At 70.9% G+C, this 24,880-nt stretch carries 23 protein-coding genes; 15 read left to right on the forward strand and 8 right to left on the reverse strand.

The window, feature by feature from the left end:
• Window positions 1-2 precede the first annotated feature (2 nt).
• Entirely contained in the window at window positions 3-1,229 is a 1,227-nt protein-coding gene (locus tag CFW40_RS10745; protein ID WP_088802035.1) for a sensor histidine kinase, read from the reverse strand.
• A 177-nt stretch (window positions 1,230-1,406) separates the two neighbouring features.
• Here CFW40_RS10745 and CFW40_RS10750 point away from each other — a divergent pair, with 177 nt between their 5' ends.
• On the forward strand, window positions 1,407-1,838 hold the full coding sequence (locus CFW40_RS10750) for a hypothetical protein (protein ID WP_088797576.1): 432 nt from the start codon (window positions 1,407-1,409) through the stop codon (window positions 1,836-1,838).
• A gap of 105 nt (window positions 1,839-1,943) precedes the next feature.
• Here the strand turns inward: CFW40_RS10750 and CFW40_RS10755 are convergent, their stop codons facing one another.
• A complete protein-coding gene (locus CFW40_RS10755) occupies window positions 1,944-3,326 on the reverse strand; it encodes a glycine--tRNA ligase (protein ID WP_088797577.1) in 1,383 nt (460 codons plus the stop codon).
• A gap of 211 nt (window positions 3,327-3,537) precedes the next feature.
• On the opposite strand from CFW40_RS10755, the gene CFW40_RS10760 reads away from it, so the two are divergent.
• From CFW40_RS10760 to CFW40_RS10775, 4 genes are all read left to right on the forward strand, one after another.
• Window positions 3,538-4,500, forward strand: coding sequence for a metal ABC transporter substrate-binding protein (locus CFW40_RS10760; RefSeq protein ID WP_088797578.1), 963 nt, complete (start codon window positions 3,538-3,540; stop codon window positions 4,498-4,500).
• A 104-nt stretch (window positions 4,501-4,604) separates the two neighbouring features.
• Window positions 4,605-5,384, forward strand: coding sequence for a metal ABC transporter ATP-binding protein (locus CFW40_RS10765; protein WP_088802037.1), 780 nt, complete (start codon window positions 4,605-4,607; stop codon window positions 5,382-5,384).
• Window positions 5,384-6,283, forward strand: coding sequence for a metal ABC transporter permease (locus CFW40_RS10770; protein WP_088797579.1), 900 nt, complete (start codon window positions 5,384-5,386; stop codon window positions 6,281-6,283). Before CFW40_RS10765 ends, CFW40_RS10770 begins: the two co-directional genes overlap by 1 nt.
• A gap of 139 nt (window positions 6,284-6,422) precedes the next feature.
• Complete coding sequence (locus CFW40_RS10775) at window positions 6,423-6,851, forward strand: Fur family transcriptional regulator (protein ID WP_088797580.1); 429 nt, start codon at window positions 6,423-6,425, stop codon at window positions 6,849-6,851.
• A gap of 80 nt (window positions 6,852-6,931) precedes the next feature.
• Here CFW40_RS10775 and CFW40_RS10780 read toward each other — a convergent pair whose 3' ends face one another.
• Both CFW40_RS10780 and recO read right to left on the reverse strand, forming a co-directional pair.
• Window positions 6,932-7,750 carry an isoprenyl transferase gene (locus CFW40_RS10780; RefSeq protein WP_088797581.1) on the reverse strand — a complete coding sequence of 273 codons (819 nt, stop codon included), beginning with the start codon at window positions 7,748-7,750 and terminating at the stop codon, window positions 6,932-6,934.
• Between the two features lie 92 nt (window positions 7,751-7,842).
• Window positions 7,843-8,589 (reverse strand): DNA repair protein RecO, encoded by a 747-nt coding sequence (gene recO / locus CFW40_RS10785; RefSeq protein WP_088802038.1) that lies wholly within the window; start codon window positions 8,587-8,589, stop codon window positions 7,843-7,845.
• An 890-nt stretch (window positions 8,590-9,479) separates the two neighbouring features.
• Here recO and CFW40_RS10790 point away from each other — a divergent pair.
• The 6 genes from CFW40_RS10790 to CFW40_RS10815 are packed head-to-tail and all read left to right on the forward strand — an operon-like array spanning window position 9,480 to window position 14,828.
• Complete coding sequence (locus tag CFW40_RS10790) at window positions 9,480-10,907, forward strand: ATP-binding protein (RefSeq protein ID WP_088797582.1); 1,428 nt, start codon at window positions 9,480-9,482, stop codon at window positions 10,905-10,907.
• A complete protein-coding gene (locus tag CFW40_RS10795) occupies window positions 10,904-11,332 on the forward strand; it encodes a roadblock/LC7 domain-containing protein (RefSeq protein ID WP_088797583.1) in 429 nt (142 codons plus the stop codon). Before CFW40_RS10790 ends, CFW40_RS10795 begins: the two co-directional genes overlap by 4 nt.
• A complete protein-coding gene (locus CFW40_RS10800; RefSeq protein ID WP_030413708.1) occupies window positions 11,329-11,691 on the forward strand; it encodes a DUF742 domain-containing protein in 363 nt (120 codons plus the stop codon). The genes CFW40_RS10795 and CFW40_RS10800 overlap by 4 nt, the downstream gene beginning before the upstream one ends.
• A gap of 28 nt (window positions 11,692-11,719) precedes the next feature.
• Window positions 11,720-12,298 (forward strand): ATP/GTP-binding protein, encoded by a 579-nt coding sequence (locus CFW40_RS10805; protein ID WP_088797584.1) that lies wholly within the window; start codon window positions 11,720-11,722, stop codon window positions 12,296-12,298.
• Window positions 12,295-13,677 carry a cytochrome P450 gene (locus tag CFW40_RS10810; protein ID WP_088797585.1) on the forward strand — a complete coding sequence of 461 codons (1,383 nt, stop codon included), beginning with the start codon at window positions 12,295-12,297 and terminating at the stop codon, window positions 13,675-13,677. The genes CFW40_RS10805 and CFW40_RS10810 overlap by 4 nt, the downstream gene beginning before the upstream one ends.
• A complete protein-coding gene (locus CFW40_RS10815; RefSeq protein WP_088797586.1) occupies window positions 13,593-14,828 on the forward strand; it encodes a cytochrome P450 in 1,236 nt (411 codons plus the stop codon). The genes CFW40_RS10810 and CFW40_RS10815 overlap by 85 nt, the downstream gene beginning before the upstream one ends.
• A 131-nt stretch (window positions 14,829-14,959) precedes the next feature.
• Here the strand turns inward: CFW40_RS10815 and CFW40_RS10820 are convergent, their stop codons facing one another.
• The 3 genes from CFW40_RS10820 to leuA all read right to left on the reverse strand — a co-directional run bounded on the left by CFW40_RS10820 (window position 14,960) and on the right by leuA (window position 18,990).
• A complete protein-coding gene (locus CFW40_RS10820; RefSeq protein ID WP_088797587.1) occupies window positions 14,960-15,649 on the reverse strand; it encodes a TerB family tellurite resistance protein in 690 nt (229 codons plus the stop codon).
• 337 nt (window positions 15,650-15,986) lie between these two features.
• The gene (locus CFW40_RS10825) at window positions 15,987-17,099 is read right to left on the reverse strand and encodes an SGNH/GDSL hydrolase family protein (protein ID WP_256331513.1); all 1,113 of its coding nucleotides are present in this window, start codon (window positions 17,097-17,099) and stop codon (window positions 15,987-15,989) included.
• A gap of 112 nt (window positions 17,100-17,211) precedes the next feature.
• Window positions 17,212-18,990 (reverse strand): 2-isopropylmalate synthase, encoded by a 1,779-nt coding sequence (leuA, locus tag CFW40_RS10830; RefSeq protein ID WP_088797589.1) that lies wholly within the window; start codon window positions 18,988-18,990, stop codon window positions 17,212-17,214.
• Between the two features lie 325 nt (window positions 18,991-19,315).
• Here leuA and CFW40_RS10835 point away from each other — a divergent pair, with 325 nt between their 5' ends.
• The 4 genes from CFW40_RS10835 (at window position 19,316) to CFW40_RS10850 (ending at window position 23,641) form a co-directional block, all read left to right on the forward strand.
• A complete protein-coding gene (locus CFW40_RS10835) occupies window positions 19,316-20,404 on the forward strand; it encodes a M4 family metallopeptidase (protein ID WP_088797590.1) in 1,089 nt (362 codons plus the stop codon).
• A 129-nt stretch (window positions 20,405-20,533) separates the two neighbouring features.
• On the forward strand, window positions 20,534-20,800 hold the full coding sequence (locus CFW40_RS10840) for a protealysin inhibitor emfourin (protein WP_088797591.1): 267 nt from the start codon (window positions 20,534-20,536) through the stop codon (window positions 20,798-20,800).
• Between the two features lie 139 nt (window positions 20,801-20,939).
• A complete protein-coding gene (locus tag CFW40_RS10845; RefSeq protein WP_088797592.1) occupies window positions 20,940-22,349 on the forward strand; it encodes a glycoside hydrolase family 1 protein in 1,410 nt (469 codons plus the stop codon).
• Window positions 22,346-23,641, forward strand: coding sequence for an MFS transporter (locus CFW40_RS10850; RefSeq protein ID WP_088797593.1), 1,296 nt, complete (start codon window positions 22,346-22,348; stop codon window positions 23,639-23,641). The genes CFW40_RS10845 and CFW40_RS10850 overlap by 4 nt, the downstream gene beginning before the upstream one ends.
• 68 nt (window positions 23,642-23,709) lie before the next feature.
• Here the strand turns inward: CFW40_RS10850 and CFW40_RS10855 are convergent, their stop codons facing one another.
• Entirely contained in the window at window positions 23,710-24,708 is a 999-nt protein-coding gene (locus CFW40_RS10855; protein ID WP_371127300.1) for a GTPase Era, read from the reverse strand.
• Between the last annotated feature and the right edge of the window lie 172 nt (window positions 24,709-24,880).

Genomic DNA, 24,880 nt, shown 5'->3' on the forward strand with positions numbered 1-24,880 from the left:
CCTCACATCGGGCACGGCAGCTCCACGTTCATCACGGTCGGGCCCCCCACGGGGCTGCTCATCCGGAAAGTTCCGTCCACGGACCGCACACGCTGGGCGAGCCCCTTCAGACCGCTCCCCTTGGACGGATCGGCGCCGCCCACACCGTCGTCGGCGATCACCACCCGCAGTATCCCGCCGAGCCGGGTGACCGTCACGTCCGCCCGGGTCGCCTCCCGTGCGTGCTTGGCGATATTCGTCAGCGCCTCGGAGACGACGAAGTAGGCGACCGTCTCGACGGCCGGTGCCGCGCGCTGCGGCAGGCCGGGCGGCAGGTCCACCCGCAGCCGGACGGGCAGCGGGGCGCGGGCCGCGAGTCCGGACAGCGCGGCGTCCAGCCCCAGCTCGTCCAGAACGGCCGGATGCAGCCCGCGCACCAGGCTGTTGAGCTCCTCGATCGCGTCCTTCGCCTCGCGGTGCGCGGCGTCGATGACCTCCCGCGCCTCCGGTGGCAGATCCGTGAGCGTGGCCTTGGCCAGCCCCAGATTCAACGCCAGCGACACCAGCCGCTGCTGCGCGCCGTCGTGCAGATCCCGCTCGATACGCCGCCGTTCGGCATCCGCGGCGTCCACGGCACCGGCCCGGCTCTCGGTCAGGTCCTCGACCCGGCGCGCCAGCTGGTCGGACCGGCTCACGCCCAGCAGCGCCTGCCCGGCCAGGATCTCCAGCCGGACGAGTCCGACGGCCAGCGCCGGGACCGCGGCGAGCGCCACCAGACCCAGCACGGTGAGGAAGGAGGCCGTGGTGAGGTAGCCGGGGTGGCCGGCCCGCCACCGCCACGACACCGCCCAGACCCACACCAGGACCGACGACGCCACCAGCGCCGCCAAGAGCAGTGCCAGCAGCAGGAATTCCAGCACCCCGAACAGCGGGCCGATCAGCAAGTTGTAGCCGAACTGCCGCTTGAGCTCCTTGAACCGCAGCCGTGGCAGCTCCACCCCGCACAGCGCCCGGAACCGCCGGCGCTGCGGCTCGGTCAGCCCCCAGCCCGCGACGACCAGCAGGGGAAGCGTGAACGCCAGCACCACCGGCGTCCCGGGGTCCGGGTCGAGTGCGGTGCCGAGGGCCAGCATCACCACCCAGACGTGCAGCGCCAGCGGGATGAGATGCAGGGTCATCCCGGCGGCTATGAAGGCGATGTCACGCCGCATACGGACGAGAGCCCGGCGCAGCCGGGGCGGGACGGTCATGATCCAACCGTAGGGGGCGGGTTCGCCCGGCGGCCATGACAGCAGGGTCCGCATCGGGGGTGTAGCTGGTGCCACCCCAAGTCGGACAGCGACGTTACTGACGGTGGCCCGCGAAAACCGGAGTGTTGATCACGAGCCCGAGGGCCGGGTTCACGACTTTCGAAAGCGACCCTTTCCATGACTCTGACCGCCTTCAACGCCCCGTTCAAGAGCGGCAGTTGCCCGGCCGTCGGCGGCGCCGGCGGCCCCGTACGGCTCACCGCGGCGCGCCGCCTGCAGGGCAGGATCCTGACCGGCGCCGGGCTCGCCCTCCTCCCCTGGCTCGGCTATCTCGCCGGCACCCTCCCGCCCGCCGAGGCCGCCGCCTGGGTCGTCCTGGACGCCCTGGAGGCTGCCGCCCTCCTCACCGCCGGCACCCGGCTGCTGCGCGGTGACTCGCGCCACCGCGCGCCCGCGGCCGCCGCGGCGGTCCTGCTCCTCGCCGACGCCTGCCTCGACCTGGCCACCGCGGCCCCCGGCACGGAGCTGGCCACCGCCCTCGCCATGGCCGTCGGGGCGGAACTCCCCCTGGCGGGCCTGTGCGCCTGGCTCACGTCGCGGCGGACGTGAGAGCACAAAAGCGCCGGCCGGCCCCGGAAGAATCCGAGCCCGGCCGGCGCTTGAGGTCACGCGCAGGGGCGCAGCCCCGCGAAAAGCGGCCCGCCCCGTGAGGGACTAGCAGCCGAGCAGCCGCGCGCCCAGGTAGGCCTGGATCTGGTCCAGGCTGACCCGCTCCTGCTTCATGGTGTCGCGCTCGCGCACGGTCACCGCATTGTCGTCGAGAGTGTCGAAGTCGACCGTGACGCAGAACGGCGTGCCGATCTCGTCCTGGCGGCGGTAGCGGCGGCCGATCGCGCCCGCGTCGTCGAACTCGATGTTCCAGTTCTTGCGCAGGTCCGTGGCCAGCCCCTTCGCCTTGGGCGACAGCTGCGGGTTACGGGACAGCGGCAGCACCGCGACCTTGACCGGCGCCAGGCGCGGGTCGAGCTGCATGACGGTGCGCTTCTCCATCTTGCCCTTGGCGTTGGGCGCCTCGTCCTCGATGTACGCGTCGAGCATGAAGGCGAGCATCGCGCGGTTCACACCGGCCGCCGGCTCGATGACGTACGGAGTCCAGCGCTCGCCGGCCTCCTGGTCGAAGTACGAGAGGTCCTGGCCGGACGCCTTGGCGTGCGAGGACAGGTCGAAGTCGGTGCGGTTGGCCACGCCCTCCAGCTCGGAGAACTCGGTGCCGCCGAAGTTGAAGCGGTACTCGATGTCGGCGGTGCGCTTGGAGTAGTGCGAAAGCTTCTCCGCCGGGTGCTCGTACCAGCGGATGTTCTCCTCGCGGATGCCCAGGTCGCGGTACCAGTTCCACCGCTCGGCCATCCAGTACTCCTGCCACTTCTCGTCCTCGCCCGGCTTGACGAAGAACTCCATCTCCATCTGCTCGAACTCGCGGGTCCGGAAGATGAAGTTGCCGGGCGTGATCTCGTTGCGGAAGGACTTGCCCATCTGCGCGATGCCGAACGGCGGCTTCTTGCGCGACGTCTGCTGCACCTGGGCGAAGTTGGTGAAGATGCCCTGCGCGGTCTCGGGGCGCAGGTAGGCGACCGAGGCGGTGTCCTGCGAGGGGCCGAGGTGGGTGGAGAGCAGGCCGGAGAACTGCTTGGGCTCGGTGAAGCCGCCCTTGTTGCCGCAGTGCGGGCAGTTCACGTCGGCGAGGCCGTTCGCCGGAAGCCTGCCGTGCTTGGCCTCGTACGCCTCTTCCAGGTGGTCGGCGCGGAAGCGCTTGTGGCAGGAGGTGCACTCGGTGAGCGGGTCGGTGAAGGTGGCGACGTGGCCGGACGCCTGCCACACCTCGGGGGCCAGGATCACCGACGAGTCGATACCGACCACGTCTTCGCGGGAGGTGACCATGGCGCGCCACCACTGGCGCTTGATGTTCTCCTTGAGCTCGACGCCCAGCGGACCGTAGTCCCAGGCAGCGCGGGAGCCGCCGTAGATCTCACTGCAGGGGTAGACGAAGCCACGGCGCTTGCTCAGGCTGACGATGGTATCGATCTTGTCGGCGGCCACGGTGCTCTCTTCATTACGACGACGAACGATGGATGGGCGGCGCCCGAACGTCTCGCTGGGGGGTGCAGGCCGGGAGACGGGTGGGCGAATAGTTCAGGGTACCGGCGGCCGCACCCTCTGGATCAAATCGGTTCCGGCCCCGTTGTCGCCCCGCTCACACCCATGCACCTGTTGTTGACAATCGTTTCCAACTTTGTTGAAAATGAGTGTCATGAACATACGCCGTCACATATCCACCGCGGCCCTCGCCGGAGTCTCGGTGCTCGGCCTGCTGGCCCTCTCCGCCTGCTCCCCCGCCGGCGGGGCCCGCACCGAGGACGGCAGGCTGCGGGTGACAGCGTCCTTCTACCCCATGGAATTCCTCGCCCAGCAGATCGGCGGGAAGCACGTCGAGGTGACCGACCTCACCAAGCCGGGCGTCGAGCCGCACGATCTTGAGCTCACCCCGAAGCAGACCGGTCAGCTCGGCGACTCCGGCGCGATCGTCTACCTCAAGGGCCTGCAGCCCGCCGTGGACGACGCCGTCGCGCAGTCCGGCAACCAGCACGTCGCCGACGCCGCCGCGCTCACCTCCCTCGAAAAGCACGGCACCGAGGTCGACGGCCACCACCACACCACCGGCGACAACCACTCGCACTCCGAGGCCGAGGGCGGCGCCGACCCGCACATCTGGCTGGACCCCGTGAAGTACGCCGAGGTCGCCAAGGGCGTGAACAAGACCCTCGCCAAGGCCGACCCGGACCACCGGGCCGCCTACCAGAAGAACACCGACGCGCTGGTGAAGAAGCTGGACGGGCTGGACCAGGAGTTCCGGGCCGGGCTGAAGAAGCGGTCCTCGGACACCTTCCTCACCACCCACGCGGCCTTCGGCTACCTCGCCGAGCGCTACGGCCTGACCGAGGAGGCCATCAGCGGCCTCGACCCCGAGTCCGAGCCCAGCGCCCACCGCATCAAGGACCTGCACACCCTCGCCGCCGCGCACCACGTCTCGACCGTCTTCTTCGAGACCATCGCCAACCCGGCCACCGCCAAGGCCCTGGCCGGCGACCTGCACCTGAAGACCGACGTCCTCGACCCGCTCGAGGGGATCAACGGCAAGTCCCGCGGCAGGGACTACTTCGGGGTGCAGCGCGCCAACCTCGCCGCGCTCCAGAAGGCGCTCGGCAGCAAGTGACGGACACCGGACGAGCCACGGACACCCGACGAACGGCGGACACCGGAGCAAGTGACGGACGCCGGCAAGTGACGGAGACCGCACCACACGTGACGGAGGTCACCATGAACCAGTCGCCCGGCCAGCCGGTCATCGACCTGCGCGGGGCCACCGCCTCCCTGGGCGCCCGGCCCGTGCTGCGCGGCGTCGACCTGACGGTGCACACCGGCGAGGTCGTCGCACTGCTCGGCGCCAACGGCTCCGGCAAGTCCACCGCCGTCCGCTCGGTGATCGGCCAGGTCCCGCTCACCGGCGGCGAGCTGGCCCTCTTCGGCACGCCGTTCCGGCGCTTTCGGGCCTGGGCCCGGATCGGGTACGTACCGCAGCGCACCACGGCGGCCGGCGGCGTCCCCGCCACCGTCGGCGAGGTCGTCACGGCCGGCCGGCTCGCCCGTACGAAGCTGGGGATCCTGCGCAAGGCCGACCGCGCCGCGGTGCACCACGCCCTGGAACTGGTCGGCATGGCGGACCGCGCCAAGGACTCCGTCAACGCGCTCTCCGGCGGACAGCACCAGCGGGTGCTGATCGCCCGCGCGCTGGCCGGCGAACCGGACCTGCTGATCATGGACGAGCCGATGGCAGGCGTCGACCTGGCCAGCCAGGAAGTGCTCGCCTCCGCACTGCGCGAACAGGTCGGCCGCGGCACCACCGTCCTGCTCGTGCTGCACGAGCTGGGCCCGCTGGAGCCGCTGATCGACCGCGCGGTGGTGCTGCGCGACGGCTGCGTGGTCCACGACGGCCCGCCGCCCGAGGCCGTGGGCCAGCATGCGCTGCCCGGCCATGACCATGTCCACCCGCACGCCGATGCGGCGGCGGAACCGATCCGGACGGGGCTGCTGAGCTGATGGAAATCCTCGACTACGCCTTTATGCAACGGGCCCTGATCGCCGCCCTGATCGTCGGCGTCACCGCCCCCGCCATCGGCATCTACCTCGTCCAGCGCCGCCAGGCCCTGATGGGCGACGGCATCGGCCATGTCGCGCTCACCGGCGTCGGCCTCGGCTTCCTGCTCAACACCAGCCCGGTGTGGGTGGCCACCGCCGTGGCCATCGCCGGCTCCGTCGTCATGGAGCTGATCCGCTGGTACGGCAAGACCCGCGGTGACCTCGCGCTGGCCATGCTGTTCTACGGCGGCATGGCGGGCGGCGTGATGCTGATGAACCTCTCCGACGCCGGCTCCAACGCCAACCTCGGCACCTACCTCTTCGGCTCGATCACCACCGTCTCGCCCCAGGACATGACGACGATCTACATCCTGGCCGCCCTGGTGCTGGCGATCACGATCGGCCTGCGCCGCCAGCTGTTCGCCGTCTGCCAGGACGAGGAGTTCGCCCGGGTGACCGGACTGCCGGTGCGGCTGCTCAATCTGCTGGTCGCCGTCACCGCCGCGGTCACCGTCACCGTCGCCATGCGGGTCGTCGGACTGCTGCTGGTCAGCGCCCTGATGGTGATCCCGGTCGCGGCCGCCCAGCAGATCAGCCGCAGCTTCGCGCTCACCTTCGCGGTGGCCGTCGCGATCGGTGTCGCGGTCACCCTTACGGGCACCGCCACCTCGTACTACGTGGACGTGCCCTCCGGCGCCACGATCGTGCTGTTCGCCATCGGACTGTTCGTGCTCTTCACGGCGCTCGCCGCGCCGCTCGCGAAAAAGCGCGTCAGGGCTGCCGCGGAGGGCTCCGAGGGGTGCACCCTGGAGGTACCCGGCGGCCGCGCCGCCCCGGACGATGTGAGCGTGGCCGGATGAGCGCGGGCAGGCAGGTGTCGGCAGGTAGCGTGAACACAGCGGCGTACGCGTAAGCGTCCCCCCGTTGGTCCGGCCATCACCTGGCACAATGGCGGGACGCACGTGCAGGGGGAAGTCCTGACGTCCTAGGGAGGCAACGGTGGCGACGAGCGCGGGATCTCCGGTACGCGGCCGGTCGACGCGGCAGCGGACCGCGGTGTCGGCCGCACTCGACGAGGTCGACGAGTTCCGCAGTGCGCAGGAGCTGCACGACATGCTCAAGCACAAGGGCGACTCGGTCGGGCTGACCACCGTCTACCGGACGCTGCAGTCCCTCGCCGACGCCGGTGAGGTCGACGTACTGCGCACCAGCGAGGGCGAGGCCGTCTACCGCCGGTGCAGCACCGACGATCACCACCACCATCTGGTGTGCCGGGCCTGCGGCAAGGCCGTCGAGGTCGAGGGCCCCGCGGTGGAGAAGTGGGCCGACCAGATCGCCGCGGAGCACGGCTTCCGGGACGTCGCGCACACCATCGAGATCTTCGGGACCTGCGGGGAGTGCGCCGAGCGGGCCGCCGAGAAGCAGTAGCGGCAGACAGCACGCACACGCCAGCGCGAAGGGCCGCCTCCGACGACCGGAGGCGGCCCTTGGGCGTCTGTCCGCCGCCCCTACGTCGCGGTTTCGCCCTCCGCCAGCTGCGCGCCGCCGAACCTGCGGTCCCGCTTCGCGTACTCCAGGCACGCCTGCCACAGGTTCCGGCGGTCGAAATCCGGCCACAGAATGTCCTGGAAGACCATCTCGGCATACGCGCTCTGCCAGATCAGGTAATTCGAGGTCCGCTGCTCACCGGACGGCCGGACGAAGAGATCCACATCCGGCATGTCCGGGTAGTACATGTACTTCGCGACGGTCTTCTCGTTCACCTTCGACGGGTCCAGCTTTCCGGCCCGCACATCCGCCGCGATGGCCGCCGCCGCATCGGCGATCTCGGCCCGCCCGCCGTAATTCACGCAGAAATACAGCGTCATGGCGTCATTGTTCTTGGTCTGCTCCTGGGCGATCTGGAGCTCCTGCACGACCGACTTCCACAGCTTCGGCATCCGGCCGACCCACCGGATGCGAATGCCCAGCGCGTCCATTTCGTCCCGGCGCCGCCGGATCACATCGCGGTTGAAGTTCATCAGGAACTTCACCTCGTCGGGCGACCGCTTCCAGTTCTCCGTCGAGAAGGCGTACAGCGAAAGGTTCTTCACGCCCATTTCGATGCAGCCCTTGAGGACGTCCAGGACGACACCCTCGCCGACCTTGTGGCCCTCGGTGCGCGGCAGCCCGCGCTCCTTGGCCCACCGGCCGTTGCCGTCCATGACGACCGCCACATGGTTCGGGACGAGCTCACCGGGGATCTTCGGCGGCCGCGCACCGGAAGGGTGCGGCTCGGGCGTCACGTACTCACGTCGATTACGGCCCAGAATCCCGCGTCGTGCCATGCGGCCCACGTCTCCTATGTGTCTTGAGGGCGTTTTTGCCTTGAGGGGCGTATGTGTTTTGAGGGGTGTATGCGTCTTGAGGGTGGTGTTCGCTATTTCTCTACGTACCGGAGGGAACGCAGGCCCCGCTCCAGATGCCAGTGCAGATACGCCGTGACGAGCCCGCTGCCCTCCCGGGCATGACGGGCCTCGCAGGCGTCCGCGGTCTCCCAGTCGCCGGTCAGCAGCGCGCTGAGGAGCCCGATGGCCTCAGAGGAGGGTACGACGCTCCCCGGCACCCGGCAGTCACCGCAGGTCACCCCGCCCGCCCCCACGGAGAAGAACCGGTTGGGACCGGGCATCCCGCACCGTGCGCAGCTGTCGAAACTCGGCGCATAGCCGTTGACGGCGAGCGAGCGCAGCAGGAAGGCGTCCAGCACCAGATGCGGCGCGTGCTCGCCGCGGGACAGCGTCCGCAGCCCGCCGACCAGCAGCAGATACTGCTGTACGGCGGGCTCGCCCTCGTGGTCGGTGAAGCGCTCGGCGGTCTCCAGCATGGCCGTGCCGGCCGTGTAGCGGGCGTAGTCCGTGACGATCCCGCCGCCGTACGCCGCGATCGTCTCGCTCTGCGTGCACAGCGGCAGCCCGCGCCCGATCAGCTCGCTGCCGCGCGCATAGAACTGCACATCGACGTGCGAGAACGGCTCCAGCCGCGCCCCGAACTTCGACTTCGTCCGCCGCACCCCACGCGCCACCGCACGGACCCGGCCGTGACTCCGGGTGAGCAGCGTGATGATCCGGTCCGCCTCACCCAGCTTCTGGGTGCGCAGCACGATGCCGTCGTCGCGGAACAGACTCATGGCGCCATTCTCGCGCATGGCGGCGGGGCCGCCGCCTTCCGGCCCACCGCGGCGCTCGTGCCGGGCGCCGGGCCCGACTGCGGCCTCGTACGCGGCGTCGCCTCGCCGGGCATCGGCCAGCCGCCGGGCGGCGGTCGTCGCACTTCCCGTTTCGTTGATCCGCTTCATCTCGTCCCCGCCTTTCACCGCTTTCACTGTTCGCGTTCAGAGCGTGACGCTGCGGATCCGGGCTGCGCAATGAGATGAGCTCTACAGCCGCCTTGCAGAGAAGCCGCAGGGAAGCTCGCGGAGGAAAGGCGGAGAAAAGGGAGTCGCATGGCCGACGCGCCACACCAACCGGGGCGGGAATCCCACGGGTCGAGCCCCCTGGATCTCATCCCATTCGATGACACACCGCCAACCGCTATACAAAGGGCGTGTATTGGAGACGCCGCCGGACGATCCTGCCGTGGTGAAGCGGGCACAGGCGGCTTACGATCTGTTCAGGGCCGCCACGCTGTCGCCGGAGGCCCCCTGTCCCTGACCGAACCGGCGGCGGAAGGCTTCCGACGATGCGCGAGTTCGCCCGGCCCGGTGCTCACCGTCCCGGCCACCCGCTGGACCACGTTCATCGACGCCGTCAAGGACGGGCAATTCGCAGCCGCCTGACTGTCTTTCACCAGGCGTACACACCAGGCACACAAAGGCCCCGCCGTCCCACTGGATGACGGGGCCACATCACGTTATCGTCCGGGGCATCGCGGGCGGAAGGCGACCTTCCGCACTTCTCCGTCCCCCGGGGGAAGTGGCCCTCACGGCACGTCAACAGCCCGGTAGCATCCCGTGATGATCGGCAGCACAACGCCGTGAAGGCCGGCCGACCCCGTCAGTACCCCCAATTGAGGATCTCGATGACATCCATACCGGAGGCGCTGTTGTGGTGCCTCAGCGCAGGTACGGCCGCCGCCGTGGTCCTGGCGGCGCTCTCGATCCGCGCGCGCGGGCAGCGCGCCGGTCTGAGATCGCGCCTGTCCGCCGCTGAGGAACAGAACAGCGCCACGCTCCACAGCAATACGGAGCTGTCGGCCCGGCTGCGCGCCACCGAGGCCGAGATCCGGCACCTGGCCGAAACTCGGCTCCCCGACCTGACGCTGGCGCTGGCCCACCCGCATGTGCCCGTACCGGGGCTGCTGGACGCCCGGTTCGCCGGGACGGAGACCGACCAGGCGCTGAACGCCGTACTGGAGCAGGTCAGCGACGCGATCACCAAGGAGCGGGCGCGCGTCGACGCCGCCGCCCAGTCCACCCTGCGCGGCGCCACCACCACCATCCAGGCGCTGCTCTACCAGCTCCAGTCGGCGCTGCAGGAGATGCAGCACCGCTACGACGACCCGAACGTCGCCCAGGACCTGCTGAACGCCGACTTCCTCAACGAGCAGGCGTTGCGGCGCATCCAGGCCACCGGTGTCGTCTGCGGCGCGTGGCCGGGGCTGACCCGTGAGGACTCCTACCTCGCCGAGCTGGTCGTCGGCGCCACCTCCCGGCTGCGCGGCTACGAGCGGGTGCAGGTCAGCAACCAGTTGCGCGACCCGGTCGCCGTGGTGGCGCGGGCCGTGGAGCCGGTCGCGATCGTGGTGACCGAGCTGCTGGCCAACGCGCTGCACCACTCGCACCGTGAACTTCCCGTCACCATCACGCTGCAGCAGGGAAACCGCGGCGCCTCGGTCATCGTCGACGACTACGGCGTCGGTATGCACGACGACGAGATCAAGGCCGCGATGGTGTTGCTGTCGGGCGACGACGACCTGCTGCTCACCCAGCTCGGCGACCCGCCGCGGTCCGGGTTCGCGGCGGCCGGACAGCTGGTGCGCCAGTACGGCTTCGGGGTGCACGTCGAGCCGTCGCCGTACGGCGGTGTGCGGGCGGTCGTGTACATCCCGGGTGACCCCCTCCTCACCGTCCTCGACGAGAGCGCCCAGCCGATGTCCGTGATGGCTCCCCTGCCGCACCGTTCCGGGGTGCCGGATCGTTCCTCCTCCGCACTGCCCACCGGTTCCGCGACGCCGCCCCCGGCCGCCGCGCAGCCCGCACCCGCCGCGCAGCCCGCCCCCTCCTACGAGGCACCCGCCCAGCAGGCCGACGGGGAACTCCCGCGCCGGCGCCGCCGTAAGCCCGTCTCCGAACTCGACGAGAGTGCCCCGCGCACCGAGTCGGCTCCCCCGCGCTCCCCGGAAGAGACCGGAACCCGTTGGGCCGCGCTCCAGCGCGGTACCGAAACCGGCCGGGCAGCCGCCCAGTCAGAACCCCCTCGCAGTCCCGAAGGGAACGCTCAGTCATGAACAGCCCCACCCGCCGCCGCGTCGCCGAGGACAAGTCCTGGGTGCTGGCGCCCCTCATGGAGTTGCCGCATGTTATTCACGCAGCAGTGATCTCCGGTGACGGTTTCATCGAGGGCGCCTCACCGGGCCTGCAGCGTGACTCCGGCGAGGGTGTCGCCGCGATGATGTCCGCGCTCCAGGGCGCGGGCCGTGCCGTGACCGCGGCGTTCGCCGGGAAGGACGACACCCGGCTGCGGCAGACGGTCATCGAGTCCGACGAGGGCTTCGTCTTCGCGATACCCGCCGGTGAGAACACCTGCCTCGCCGTCTTCGCCGGTCCGGAGGTGAACATGGGCGTCGTCGCCCACCACATGCAGATCCAGGTGACGACCCTGGGCAACAAGGTCATGAACAGCCCGGCACGGGATTCGGGTAACCCCGTATGACCCCGCGCCAGAGCAGCGGCAGGCGCCTCGTACCGGCCTATCTGGCCACCGGCGGACGCGCCCGCCCCAGCCGCAACACCCTGGACCGGCTCACCTTGCTGCACAGCGTCGGGATGCCGATCACCAGCGAGGTACGCCCGGAGGAGCACCGCATCCTGGAGCTGTTGCAGCCCGGGGCGCTGTCTCTGGCCGAGGTCGCCGCCCACCTTCACCTGCCGGTGAGCGTGGTGAAGGTGCTGGTGGCCGACCTCGTCGATGCCGGGCGGCTGCACGCCCGTGTCCCCATTCCCGAAGCCGAGCAATTCGACCGACAGATCCTGGAGAGGGTTCTCGATGGACTCCGCTCTCTCAAGTCCTAGCGCCCACGCCGACGCGAGCACCGGCAGCATGTACCTCTCCGGCGAGCACCAGACCCTGGTCAAACTCCTGGTGGCGGGGCCGTTCGGCGTCGGCAAGACCACGCTCATCCGCGCGCTGTCCGAAACCCCGCCGCTGCACACCGAAGAGGTCATGACCCAGACGGGCGCGGGCGTCGACAACCTCGCCGGCGTCCGGGAGAAGACCACCACCACCGTCGCCATCGACTTCGGGCGGCTGACGCTGCCCGGGGACCTGGTGCTGTATCTGTTCGGCACCCCCGGGCAGAAACGGTTCCGCCCCCTGTGGGAGGACATCGCCCGGGGCGCGCTGGGCGCCCTCGTCCTCGCCGACACCCGCCGCCTAGCGGACTCCTTCGAGGTGATGGACATCGTCGAGGAGGCCGGGTTGCGCTACGCGGTGGCGGTCAACACCTTCCCCGACGCGCCCCAGTACGGCGTCGAAAAGCTCCGCGAAGCGCTCGATCTGCACCCCGAAACGCCGCTGGTGCTGTGCGACGCCCGCGACCGGGAGCAGTCCGTCGACGCGCTGATCTCGCTGGTCGGGCACGTCCTGGCCCACACCCCCGAGGAGAACCCGAACCCGTGACTTCCCCGCACCAGCCGGGAGCCGCACCGCCACCGGGCTGCCCGGCGCACGCCGCCCCCGCGCAGCAGTACCCGCCGGCGCAGCCCGACGCACAGACCCCGGTGAAGCTCTACGGACCGGACTTCGCCGCCGATCCGCACCGCATCTACGACCAGTTGCGCCAGTACGGTGCGCTGGCGCCGGTCGAGATCGCGCCGGAGGTGACCGCGATGCTGGTCACCGACTACCGGGCCGCCCTCGACCTGCTGCACGACGACGCCACCTGGTCCAAGGACTCCCGTGAGTGGATGACCACGGTCCCGGCGGACTCGCCGGTCATGCCGATGCTGATGTGGCGCCCCAACATCTTCTACGCCGACGGGCCGGCGCACGTCCGCTACCGGGACGTGGTCGTCGACAGCTTCAAGCTCGTCGAGCCGCACGAGCTGCGCGCCCGCGTCCACCACGCCGCGGACTCCCTGATCCGGCGCTTCGGCGCGCACGGCGAGGTCGACCTGATCGCCGACTACGCGCGGCTGATCCCGCTGCTGATGTTCAACAACCTCTTCGGGATGCCGGATTCGTACAGCGACCGGCTGATCACGGCCATCGGGGGCATGCTGGACGGCAACTCCCCCGAGGAGGCCGCGGCCGCCAACGAGGCCTACACCAGCTACATCATGGAGCTGGTCGGTATGAAGAAGGCCGAGCGCGGGCCGGACCTGACCTCCTGGTTCATGGACCACCCCAACGCGCTCAACGACGAGGAACTGATCCACAACGTCATCCTCACGATGGGCGCGGGCAACGAACCGCTCGCCAACCTCATCGGCAACGCGCTGTCGCGGATGCTCTCCGACGACCGCTACTACCACACCCTCTCCGGTGGCGCGCTGACCGCGCACGACGCGCTCAACGAGGTGCTGTGGAACGACCCGCCGCTGGCCAACTACTCCGCGCACTTCCCGGTCCGTGACGTCTTCTTCCACGGCACCTGGGTGCGCAAGGGGCAGCTGGTGATGGTGTCGTACGCGGCCGCCAACAGCCAGTTCGACACCACCGGGCAGACGGGCCCGGGCTCGGGCGGCGGCTCGCACCTGTCCTGGGCGGCAGGCCCGCACGCCTGCCCCGTGAAGCGGCATGCGCTGCTGATCGCCACCACTGCGATCGAGCGGCTGACCGCCTGGCTCTCGGACATCGAACTCGCCGTGGACGCGAGCGAGTTGCAGTGGCGCAACGGTGCGTTCCATAGGGCGCTGGCCGCGCTCCCGGCCCGCTTCACCCCGATCACCCCCGACCAGGCAGGAGCCACTCCATGGCACAACAGGGACAGCAGCCCTACGTCATCGACCCGGTCGGAAGCGACATCCATGGAGAGGCCGCCCGTCTCCGCGCGCTAGGCCCACTGGCGCGCACCGAGCTCCCCGGCGGCATCGAGGCCTGGTCGGTCACCAGCCACACCCTGCTCAAGCAGCTGCTGACCGACGACCGGGTCTCCAAGAACCCACGGGAGCACTGGCCCCTGTGGCAGCGCGAGGACATCCGCGGCAGCTGGCTGCAGTCGTGGATCGGCGTCACGAACATGTTCACCGCGTACGGCGCCGACCACCGGCGGCTGCGCAAGCTGATCGCCCCGGCGTTCACCGCCCGCCGCACCGACGCCATGCTCCCGCGCGTGGAGGCCATCACCGCGGCCCTCCTGGACGACCTGGCCGGGCACCCCGCGGGCGAACCCGTGGACCTGCGCGCCCGCTTCAACCACCCGCTGCCGATGCAGGTGATCTGCGAGCTGTTCGGCTTCCCGGAGGGCGAGCAGCGCGCCGAACTCGCCCGCCTCGTCGCGGCCATCATGGACACCACGGCCACCCCGGAGCAGGCCGCCGCCACCGGCGCGGCCGTCCATGCGCTGCTGTCCGGCCTGGTCGCCGCCAAGCGCGAGCACCCGGCCGACGACCTGACGAGCCTGCTGGTCTCCGCGCGGGACGACGAGGGCGAGCGGATGACCGAGCAGGAACTGCTCGACACCCTCCTGCTCGTCATCGGGGCCGGTCACGAGACCACCGTCGACCTCCTCGGCAACGCCGTGCACGCCCTGCTCACCCACCCCGAACAGCTCCGGCTGGTGCTGTCGGGCGAGGTGCACTGGAACGACGTGATCGAGGAGACGCTGCGCTGGGCCCCGAGCATCGCCGCGCTCCCGCTGCGCTTCGCCGTGGCGGACATCGAGATCCCGGACGGCCCCACCATCCGCAAGGGCGAGGCGATCCTCCCGGCGTACGCGGCGGCCGGCCGTGACCCCGCGTTCCACGGCGAGAGGGCCGACGGCTTCGACGTCCGGCGCACCCGTCAGGAGCACCTGGCGTTCGGCCACGGCGTCCACCACTGCCTGGGCGCTCCGCTGGCCCGTATGGAGGCGCGGATCGCGCTGCCGGCCCTCTTCGCCCGTTTCCCGGGGCTTCAACTGGCCGTGTCACCGGAGGAGTTGGCGCCGACGGACGGCTTCATCTCGGGCGGTCTGCGCAGCCTGCCGGTGCGTCTGACGCCGGCCTGAACCGCCCGGCCGCTGCTGGTGTCCGACCCCGTCGCCCTGCTGTGGTGGCGGGGTCGTTCCGGCTCCCGTGCGGCCGTCGCGTCGCGGCCGGTCACGTGGGTGCCGGCGCATCGGGCCGGCCGCCGTGCCCCTCAGGACGGGGTGCGCGCCGCCTCGAGCAGCCGGCTGGTGTCGGCGGGGCGGAGCGTCAGGGCGCTGCCGACGGTGCTCAGCACCTCGCGCTCGGCGGGTGTGTAGGAGCCGTCCGCGAGAGCGATACGGGCGCCCTGGAGGAGGATCGCCTCCCGGCCGGCGGGGGCGAGGTGCGGGGCGAGCGGTTCCAGCGCCTCGTGGAGCTCTATGGCCAGCGCGGTGCCGCACGGGTCCAGACCCTGGGGCGCGCAGTGGCCGCCGGTCACCGCGTCGTAGGTGCCGGTGAGCCGGCCGGTGTCGGCGGCGAGGGCGGCGAGCAGGGTCAGCAGTTCGTCCTCGGAGCAGTCCGCGAAGCCGGCCGCGCGGACCGTGTCGACTGCCGCGTCACGGACGGCGCGGGAGGACGTGCCCCCGGCGGCCAGCAGCGCGAGGGTGACGGTGTGGACGGCGTCCCTGAGCATCGCGGAGAAGCGGACGGTGGTGGGGTGGTCGAGGGCGTCCGGGCCGAAGTGGCCGCGGCAGGCCGAGCACTCCAGGACCGGGCCGGTGGCACCGCGGGGCAGGAGCGGGACGCCGAGGACGGTGAGACGGCGACGGCCGGTCCGGCGGAGGTAGTTGCGGTCCCCGCCGCAGTCCGGACAGAAGAACTCGCCATCGGCGACGGTGCGCCAGGACGTGCGCACACCCATCACACACACCTTGTGCCTCACGTCAGCCCTCCGTAACTCCCCCGTAGCCCTCCGGGTACGGGTGGGGTTCCCAGGGAGTACCCCATGGCGCCCTCGCCGTATGGGACGTGATGTTAGCCACATACATGATGTGGCGTCAGCACCTCGTACCGGACAACTGGCCGGATGACGAAGGCCTCTGCCCCTTGCACGGGAGGGGCAGAGGCCTGTGGGCGCCGTGAACTGCGTGGCTGTCAGGAGGCGGACGGCGGGTGAGGCGGCCGCGGGCCCCGGTGGTGCCGCGGGCCGGGCTTGGCCAAAACGGTGAGGGCAGTGCGGGAGCGCACCGGGCTTCCCGTCACCCCATCGAGGTCGTCAGGGCGCGGGTCACCTGGTGCGCCTGGTTGTCCAGGCCGCGGGCGTTGGGGGGGACGAAGGTGCAGGCCTCGCCGGAGCCGGGGATGGTCTTGCACAGCTCCGACGGCGTGTCGGTCTGGTCGCCGTCACCGGTGAGGTTGTCCCGGACCCCGTACATCCACTTCGCGTCCCCGCTGTGGCACACCCCGTGGTTCAGGCTGGGCCCGTAGGTGTCGACGTAGAGCGCGGCGTGCTCCTCGGCGTGCCGGTGGAGCAGCCCGTTCAGGCGCTTTTCGAGCCCGTCCAGCCAGGGCATGTCGCCCTTCTTGACGCTGCCGAGCTGGTTCCAGTGCAGGAACGAGCAGCCGGAGCCGTCCGGGACGATGGCGGGGTAGCCGACGACCGCGATCCTCGCCTGTGGTGCGCGCCGGTGGATCACCGTCATCATGCGGTCGAAGTCGGCGTCGAGCTGCGCGAACCGCTCCTCCAGCCAGCTCGCCCCCGCACCCGTGCCGGTGTAGTGGTTGGTGCAGGGCTTGGTCTGCAGGGGCTTGGTGATGCCCAGTTCGAGGCAGGTGCTCACGATGGACCCGAAGCCGAGGGAGTTGCCGCCGATGCCGACGGTGACGTAGTCGGTGGTGGGGGACAGCGCCTCCACCTGCGGGGGCAGATCGGACCAGCCGCCCGGGGGCGGGACCGACGGCGGACCGTAGATCTTGGCGGCCGGCTGGGGCCCCAGGACCCCGTCGACCACCTCGGCGGCCCCGCAGGTCGCATCGGTCAGGTGGAACCCCAGCTGACGGGCGACCTGGTGCGGATAGTTGCGCGCGGAGCGGCCGCAGCCGTCGTCCTCCTCCCAGGGGCGGACGAACACCCCGGCGCTGTAGGAGTCGCCGAGCGCCACATACTCCGGACGGTCCGCCGCGCGAGCCGGTGCGCCCGCGGCCGCCGGGGCGAGGGCCGAGGCCACCACGGCCAGCGAGGCGGCCGCCGCCACGAGGAGCCGGGAGAGTACGGGCATGCCGTGTCTGCTCATCTGCACGTCCTTGGTGTCCGGCGTCGCGGCCTGTCCGACGAGCGCCGAGTCACCAAAAGTACTGACGTTTTTACTCACCGTGACGTGGAGGGGGTTCAAACCCCACCTTCAGGTGGCGGGGTCGTACAACGGCGCCCCCGCCGCTCGGGGAGAGCGACGGGGGCGCGTGCGGGACGGTGCGGCTGCCGGTTCAGCGACCCGCGCGGTTCACGGCGGAGACGACGGCCTTCAGCGAGGCACGCGTGGTGTTCGCGTCGATGCCGATGCCCCACAGCACCTTGTCGCCGATCGCACACTCGATGTACGAGGCGGCCAGCGAGGAGGCGCCCTCGCTCATGGTGTGCTCCTGGTAGTCGAGCAGCCGAGCGTCGATGTCGATGCCCTGCAGCGCGTGGAAGAACGCGGAGATCGGGCCGTTGCCGGTGCCGACCAGCACCGTTTCCGCACCGTCCACCTCGGCTTCGACGGTGAGGGTGTCGATGCCGTCCTTGTCGGTGGTGGTCTGGCCGTTCTTGACCTGGATACGGCCCCACGGGTTGTGCGGGTTGGGCAGGTACTCGTCCTGGAAGGCGGACCAGATGGCGGTGGGCGTGATCTCGCCGCCCTCGGTGTCGGTCTTCTCCTGGATGATCCGGGAGAACTCGATCTGCATCCGGCGCGGCAGGTCCAGGTGGTGGTCGTTCTTCAGGACGTAGGCGATACCGCCCTTGCCGGACTGCGAGTTGACGCGGATGACGGCCTCGTAGGAGCGGCCGACGTCCTTGGGGTCGATGGGCAGGTAGGGGACCGCCCACTCGATGTCGTCCACGGTCTTGCCGGCGGCGGTGGCCTCGGCCTCCATGGCGTCGAAGCCCTTCTTGATGGCGTCCTGGTGGGAGCCGGAGAAGGCGGTGTAGACCAGATCGCCCGCGTAGGGGTGGCGCGGGTGGATCTCCATCTGGTTGCAGTACTCGCTGGTGCGACGGATCTCGTCGATCTGCGAGAAGTCGATCTGCGGGTCGACGCCCTGGGAGAACAGGTTCATGCCCAGCGTCACCAGGTCGACGTTGCCGGTGCGCTCGCCCTGCCCGAACAGGCAGCCCTCGATACGGTCGGCGCCCGCCATGACCGCCAGCTCGGCGGCGGCGACGGCGGTGCCCCGGTCGTTGTGCGGGTGCACCGACAGGCAGACGTGCTCGCGGCGGGACAGGTTGCGCGACATCCACTCGAAGCGGTCGGCGTGGGTGGACGGCGTCGAACGCTCCACGGTGGCGGGCAGGTTCAGGATGATCTCGCGGCCCTCCTCGGGCTGCCAGACGTCCATCACCGCCTCACAGACCTCCAGTGCGAAGTCCAGCTCGGTGTCGGTGAAGATCTCCGGGCTGTACTGGTAGCCGAAGATCGTCTCGTCGCCCAGGATCTTGTCGGCGTACTCCATCACCAGCCGGGTGCCGTCCACCGCGATCTGCTTGACCTGCTCCTTCGAGCCGCGGAAGACGACCCGGCGGAAGGTGGGCGCGGTGGCGTTGTACAGGTGCACGGTGGCCCGGTGGGCGCCGCGCAGCGACTCCACGGTGCGCTCGATCAGCTCCTCGCGGGCCTGCGTCAGGACGGAGATCGTCACGTCCTCGGGGATCGCGCCCTCTTCGATGATGGAGCGGACGAAGGCGAAGTCGGTCTCACCGGAGGACGGGAAGCCGACCTCGATCTCCTTGTAGCCCATGCGTACCAGCAGATCGAACATCTCGCGCTTGCGGGCCGGTGACATCGGGTCGATCAGCGCCTGGTTGCCGTCGCGCAGGTCGGTCGAGAGCCAGCGGGGCGCGGCGGTGATGCGGTTGTCGGGCCAGGTGCGGTCGGGGATGTCGACGGCTTCGTAGCGGCCGTACTTGTGGACCGGCATGCCCGAGGGCCGCTGCAGCTGCGTCGCGTTGGTGACCGGGGTGGGCCGGCCGACGGGATGGCCTGCGGGGCTCGACGGATTCGTCATGGTGCGTGGGGCTCCTCGTGTGTCCGCTGGGGTCCCCCTGCTCCTGGGGAGTCAGGGAGGGCCGACGGGGCGAAAAGATCGCAACACCGAACTCCGCGGGGAGGGGGTCGGCCTACGACTACAGGCCCTCACCGCGGCAGCTAAGGAGAAGCAGCCCGAAACGCATGATGCACAGCACCTTAGCCGAGGTCGGCCCTGGAGGGCGGTCGCGTATCAGTATGCGGGACCGGGCGGACTTTGTTCCCCAAATGCGACCAACCACACTTTTTCAGGAATCTTGGACGCGGGGAGTGACAGCCGCATCACACAGTGCCACCGTTTGTTCATGGACCTCAACGACGCGCAGTCAGATCACGCCACCGGCCACACCCCGGTCTTCTGCACGATCATCCCGCCGCACATCCTCGACAACCTGGCACAGTCCGACGACCCGGAGCGGCACGAGCCCGCCCGCCGGACCCTGGAGCACGACCACGTACGGCGCACCGAGCGCCGCGAGCTCGCCGCCCGCGGCGGGCTGACCCCGGGCGAGCCCGGCGCCTCCCCCGACAAGCCGGACCGCACCGTCTACGACGCCCGGCACACGGAGAACCTGCCCGGTCACAAGGTGCACACGGAGAAGGACGGCCCCGTCAAGGACGCCTCCGTCAACCGCGCCCACGCCGGCCTCGGCGCCACCTTCGAGCTCTACCTCAAGATCTACGGCCGGAAGTCCATCGACGGCGCCGGCCTGCCGCTCAACGCCACCGTCCACTATGGCCGGAAGTACGACAACGCCTTCTGGGACGGCGAGCGGATGGTCTTCGGCGACGGCGACAACGACCTGTTCAAGGACTTCACCATCCCCGTCGACGTCATCGGCCACGAGCTCACCCACGGCGTCACCCAGTACACCGCCAACCTCACTTACGAGGGCCAGCCCGGCGCCCTCAACGAGTCCGTCTCCGATGTCTTCGGCGTGCTGATCAAGCAATACGCCCTCGGCCAGACCGCCGACCAGGCGGACTGGCTGATCGGCGCCGACCTCCTCGGCCCGAACGTCACCGGCAAGGCGCTGCGCTCGATGAAGGCCCCGGGCACCGCGTACGACGACGACGTCCTGGGCAAGGACCCGCAGCCCGCCACGATGAAGGGCTACGTCCGCACCACCGACGACAACGGCGGCGTCCACATCAACTCGGGTATCCCCAACCACGCCTTCTACCTGGCCGCCACCGCCCTCGGCGGCAAGGCCTGGGAGCGGGCGGGGCAGGTCTGGTACGACGTCCTGACCGGCGGCAAGCTCTCCACCGACGCACAGTTCGCGGACTTCGCCGCCCTCACCATCAAGGCCGCGCAGGCCCGCTTCGGGGCCGGCGACGAGCACGAGGCCGTGGTCAAGGCCTGGACGCAGGTCGGTGTGACCCCGAAGTAGCGGCGCCACGAGGTCCGCGGGGCGGGCGCCGCCCGCAGGCGCGCCCGCCCCGCGCACGGTTAGCGTGGCCGTACGGGGTAGAAGTCCGTCGCAGGACGTCGGAGGAGTCGTGACGTCGGAGGAGTCGTTATGCGCATTCACGTTCATCGCACCGGCGGTTTTGCGGGCGTCGACCGCCGCGCCGAGGTCGACACCGCGGGCCGCCCGGACGCCGAGGACTGGCAGAACCTGGCCAAGGATGCCGTCGCCACCGGCCGCACCGAGCCCCCGGTCGGAGTACCGGACGGCTTCAGCTACCAGATCACCGTCGACGGCAGGACGGTCTACTGCTCCGACCCCCGGCTCACGGACGAACAGCGCAAGCTGATCACCAAGGTGATGAAGGAAGGGGCGTAGCCGCCGGGGCGCCACCACCCGCCGGGGGCGGTCTGCGCGGCGTCCCACCACCCGCCGGGGGCAGTCTGCGCGGCGTCCCAACTACCCGTCGCCGCCCACCCCCTTGACACCGTTACCGCCGGTTACAAAGATCCGGCGCATGACGACCGAACCGGTGCCCGCCCCGCTGCCCCGCTTCCCCCGTGACTTCTTATGGGGGGTGTCCACGTCCGCCCCGCAGATCGAGGGGGCGGTGGAGGAAGACGGGCGGGGGCGCTCCGTCTGGGATGTCTTCGCGGCGGGGGCAGGGCGGATCAAGGACGGGTCGGACGCCCGGGTGACGACCGACCACTACCACCGTTACCGGGAGGACGTGGGGCTGCTCCGGGAGCTCGGGGTCGGGGCGTACCGGTTCTCGGTGGCCTGGCCGCGGGTGGTGCCGGACGGGGACGGGGCGGTCAACGGCGCGGGGCTGGACTTCTACGACCGGCTGGTGGACGCGTTACTGGCGGCGGGCGTCGCACCGGTGCCGACGCTCTTCCACTGGGACACCCCGCAGGCGCTGGAAGAGCGCGGCGGCTGGCTCCGGCGGGAGACCGCCGAGCGCTTCGCGGCGTATGCGGACGTGGTGGCGGGGCGGCTCGGGGACCGGGTGGAGCGGTGGATCACGCTCAACGAGCCCGCCGAGGTGACCTTGCTGGGCTACGGGCTGGGACAGCATGCGCCGGGGCGGCAGCTGCTGTTCGACGCGCTGCCGGCCGCGCACCATCAACTGCTGGGACACGGGCTGGCCGTGCAGGCCCTGCGGGCCCGCGGGGCGACGGACATCGGGATCGCCAACTCGCACGGGCCGACCTGGACGGCGAGCGCATCGGAGGCGGACACCGCGGCGGCCGGCCTCTACGACCTGCTGCTCAACCGGCTGTTCGCGGAGCCGGTGCTGCTGGGCCGGTATCCGGACGAGGAGCTGGCGGCGCTGCTGCCGGGGCCGGTCGCGGAGGATCTGCAGGTCATCGCGGAGCCGGTGGACCGGTACGGGATCAACTACTACCAGCCGACGCTGGTGGGAGCCCCGGCAGCGGAGGGGGCCGCGGGGACGGATGAGGCCACGGGGGCGGGAAAGGCCGCGGGGACCGACTTCGGCGGGATCCGGCTGCCGCCCGAACTTCCCTTCGCTCCACGGGAGATCGAGGGCTACCCCCGCACCGATTTCGGCTGGCCGGTGGTACCGGAGGCGCTGACCGAGCTGCTGGTGTCGTTCCGGGAGCGGTACGGGGACCGGCTGCCGCCCGTCGTGATCACCGAGAACGGGTGCTCGTACGAGGGGATCGAGGACCGGGAGCGGATCGCGTTCCTGGACGGGCATCTGCGGGCGCTGCACGCGGCGATGGCGGCCGGGGTGGACGTGCGGGGCTACTTCGTGTGGTCGCTGATGGACAACTTCGAGTGGGCGGAGGGGTACGCCCGGCGGTTCGGCCTGGTGCACGTGGACTACGCGACGCTGAAGCGGACGCCCAAGGCCTCGTACCGCTGGCTGCAAGGCGTGCTGCGGGAGCAGGCACGGGGATGAGCGGCCCGGCGGCTCCCGAGGCGCTTGCGGAGCCGTCACAGCCGGCAGGGCGGGCGTGGACCGCCGCGCTGTCGCTGGCCAACGGGGCGATCTGGGTCGGGTGGTACGGGCCGCTGCAGATCCTGCTGGCGCTGCAGGCCGCCGAGCTCGCGCCGCCGGGGACGCCGAAGGAGTCGGTGCTGGCGTGGGTGACGGGGGCGGGCGCCGTCGTCTCGATGGTGGCCAACCCGCTCTTCGGGGCGCTGTCGGACCGTACGGCCTCGCGGTTCGGGCGGCGTACGCCGTGGATCGCCGCGGGGGTCGCGGGCGGGGCCGGCGCGCTCGCCCTGCTGGCCGGGGCGCGCTCGGTGGCGGTGATGGTGCTGGGGTGGTGTCTGGTGCAGCTCACCCTCAATGCGGCCTTCGCGGCGATCACCGCGGCGGTGCCCGACCGGGTGCCGCGTCGGCAGCGTGGGGCGGTGGGCGGCTGGCTGGGTGCCGCGCAGATCCTGGGCGTGGTGGCCGGGACGGGCCTGGCGACGGTGGCGGGGGGCGTGGCCGCCGGAGGTGCGGCGGAAGGAGGCGGGGCCACGGGAGGAGTGACCGCGGGCTATCTGGCCTGCGCCGGTTTCGTGGTGCTGGGCACCCTGCCGTACGTGCTGGGGCACCGGGACCCGGTGCTGCCGGCCGGACGGCGCCCGCGGCTGAGCGTCCGGGCACTGGCCGCCGGGTTCTGGATCAGTCCGCGCCGCCATCCCGATCTGGGATGGGCCTGGCTGACCCGCTTCCTGATCAACCTGGGCAACGCACTGGCCCTGCTGTACCTGCTGTACTACCTGCGCGATGTGCTGCACCGTCCCGACCCGGGCGGCGGGGTGCTGATCCTGACCGCGGTCAACGGCGTGACCCTGCTGGGCACGGTCGTCGTCGGGGGCTTCTGGTCGGACCGGGCCGGGCGGCGGCAGCCGTTCGTGCTGTGGTCCGGGGTGATCATGACGGTGGCGACCGGGCTGCTGGCCGGCTGGCAGACCTGGCCGGGTGCGCTGTGCGCCGCGGCGCTGCTGGGGGTGGGGTTCGGCGTCTTCACCGCCGTCGACTTCGCGTTGATGACGCAGGTGCTGCCGGCCGCCGCGCACCGCGGCAAGGACATGGGCGTCATCAACATCGCCAACGCGCTGCCGCAGGTGGCCGCCCCCGCGCTGGCCGCGCCGATCGTCCATCACCTCGGCGGCTACCGGATGCTGTATGCCGTCGCGGCGGCGGTCGGGCTGGTGGGGGCGCTGCTGGTGCGCCGCATCCGGGGCGTGGCCTGAGCGGTGCGCGGCATCCGGGGCGTGGCCTCTGAGGGCCGCGGCGCCCAGCGGCCGGGAGCCGGCCGGGCTCAGAAGCCCAGTTTGCGCAGCTGCTTCGGGTCGCGCTGCCAGTCCTTGGCGACCTTGACGTGCAGATCCAGGAAGACCGGCGTGCCGAGCAGCGCCTCGATGTGCTTGCGCGACTTCATGCCGACCTCCTTCAGGCGCTTGCCCTTGGGGCCGATGATGATCCCCTTCTGGCTGGGGCGCTCGATGTAGACATTCGCGTGGATGTCGAGGAGGGGCTTCTCGGCGGGGCGGTCCTGGCGCGGCAGCATCTCCTCGACGACCACCGCGATGGAGTGCGGCAGTTCGTCGCGGACGCCCTCCAGCGCGGCCTCACGGATCAGCTCGGCGACCATGACCTGCTCGGGCTCGTCGGTGAGATCGCCCTCGGGGTAGAGCGGCGGGCTCTCCGGGAGCATCGGCACGAGCAGGTCGGCGAGGAGCGCCACCTGGCCGGCCCCTCGCCCGCCACCGCCCTTGTCCGAGGGGCTGCGCCCCGCCTCTTCCAATGCCACCGCCGAGACCGGAACGATCTCGGCCCATTCGATGCCCAGTTCCTTGCCGAGCTGGTCGATGGCGATCAGCTGGGCGGCCAGCGCCTTGGAGTCGACGAGGTCGGTCTTGGTGACGATGGCGACCTTGGGGGTCTTCTTGATGCCCGCCAGCTCCGCCGCGATATAGCGGTCGCCGGGGCCGATCTTCTGGTCGGCGGGCAGGCAGAAGCCGATCACGTCCACCTCGGCCCAGGTGGTCCGCACGACGTCGTTCAGCCGCTCACCGAGCAGCGTGCGCGGCTTGTGCAGACCGGGGGTGTCGACGAGGACCAGCTGCGCCTCGGGGCGGTGCACGATGCCGCGGACCGTGTGGCGGGTGGTCTGCGGGCGGTTGGAGGTGATGGCCACCTTCGTGCCGACGAGAGCGTTCGTGAGGGTGGACTTGCCCGCATTGGGGCGGCCGACGAAGCAGGCGAAGCCGGCGCGGTGCGCGGCGGAGGACTCTGTACGAACGCTCATGGCGCCCATTCTCCCCGATGCCGGACGCGGCTCCGACCAAACGGCCGCGGCGGCCGGGACGGGGCGGCCGGGAGGGGACGGCCGGGACGGGGCGGCCCGCCGCGGCCGATGGGCCGCAACCCGTGGCCCCCGCACGCCGTCCGCGCTCCGCCCGTACGGCACCCGTGCCCCGTCCGCCCGT

Origin of the sequence: Streptomyces sp. 2114.4, assembly GCF_900187385.1 — a bacterium.
Taxonomy (GTDB): Bacteria; Actinomycetota; Actinomycetes; order Streptomycetales; family Streptomycetaceae; genus Streptomyces; species Streptomyces mooreae.

Bases quoted from the DNA above. Each gene is read 5' to 3' on its own strand.
- CFW40_RS10750 (WP_088797576.1), top strand. From the start codon at position 1,407: ATGACTCTGACCGCCTTCAACGCCCCGTTCAAGAGCGGCAGTTGCCCG.
- CFW40_RS10765 (WP_088802037.1), top strand. From the start codon at position 4,605: ATGAACCAGTCGCCCGGCCAGCCGGTCATCGACCTGCGCGGGGCCACC.
- CFW40_RS10780 (WP_088797581.1), bottom strand. From the start codon at position 7,750: ATGGCACGACGCGGGATTCTGGGCCGTAATCGACGTGAGTACGTGACG.
- CFW40_RS10760 (WP_088797578.1), top strand. From the start codon at position 3,538: ATGAACATACGCCGTCACATATCCACCGCGGCCCTCGCCGGAGTCTCG.
- CFW40_RS10795 (WP_088797583.1), top strand. From the start codon at position 10,904: ATGAACAGCCCCACCCGCCGCCGCGTCGCCGAGGACAAGTCCTGGGTG.
- CFW40_RS10800 (WP_030413708.1), top strand. From the start codon at position 11,329: ATGACCCCGCGCCAGAGCAGCGGCAGGCGCCTCGTACCGGCCTATCTG.
- CFW40_RS10850 (WP_088797593.1), top strand. From the start codon at position 22,346: ATGAGCGGCCCGGCGGCTCCCGAGGCGCTTGCGGAGCCGTCACAGCCG.
- CFW40_RS10835 (WP_088797590.1), top strand. From the start codon at position 19,316: ATGGACCTCAACGACGCGCAGTCAGATCACGCCACCGGCCACACCCCG.
- CFW40_RS10845 (WP_088797592.1), top strand. From the start codon at position 20,940: ATGACGACCGAACCGGTGCCCGCCCCGCTGCCCCGCTTCCCCCGTGAC.
- CFW40_RS10805 (WP_088797584.1), top strand. From the start codon at position 11,720: ATGTACCTCTCCGGCGAGCACCAGACCCTGGTCAAACTCCTGGTGGCG.
- CFW40_RS10840 (WP_088797591.1), top strand. From the start codon at position 20,534: ATGCGCATTCACGTTCATCGCACCGGCGGTTTTGCGGGCGTCGACCGC.
- CFW40_RS10855 (WP_371127300.1), bottom strand. From the start codon at position 24,708: ATGGGCGCCATGAGCGTTCGTACAGAGTCCTCCGCCGCGCACCGCGCC.
- CFW40_RS10815 (WP_088797586.1), top strand. From the start codon at position 13,593: ATGGCACAACAGGGACAGCAGCCCTACGTCATCGACCCGGTCGGAAGC.
- CFW40_RS10820 (WP_088797587.1), bottom strand. From the start codon at position 15,649: ATGGGTGTGCGCACGTCCTGGCGCACCGTCGCCGATGGCGAGTTCTTC.
- CFW40_RS10770 (WP_088797579.1), top strand. From the start codon at position 5,384: ATGGAAATCCTCGACTACGCCTTTATGCAACGGGCCCTGATCGCCGCC.
- CFW40_RS10790 (WP_088797582.1), top strand. From the start codon at position 9,480: ATGACATCCATACCGGAGGCGCTGTTGTGGTGCCTCAGCGCAGGTACG.
- recO (WP_088802038.1), bottom strand. From the start codon at position 8,589: ATGAGTCTGTTCCGCGACGACGGCATCGTGCTGCGCACCCAGAAGCTG.
- leuA (WP_088797589.1), bottom strand. From the start codon at position 18,990: ATGACGAATCCGTCGAGCCCCGCAGGCCATCCCGTCGGCCGGCCCACC.
- CFW40_RS10745 (WP_088802035.1), bottom strand. From the start codon at position 1,229: ATGACCGTCCCGCCCCGGCTGCGCCGGGCTCTCGTCCGTATGCGGCGT.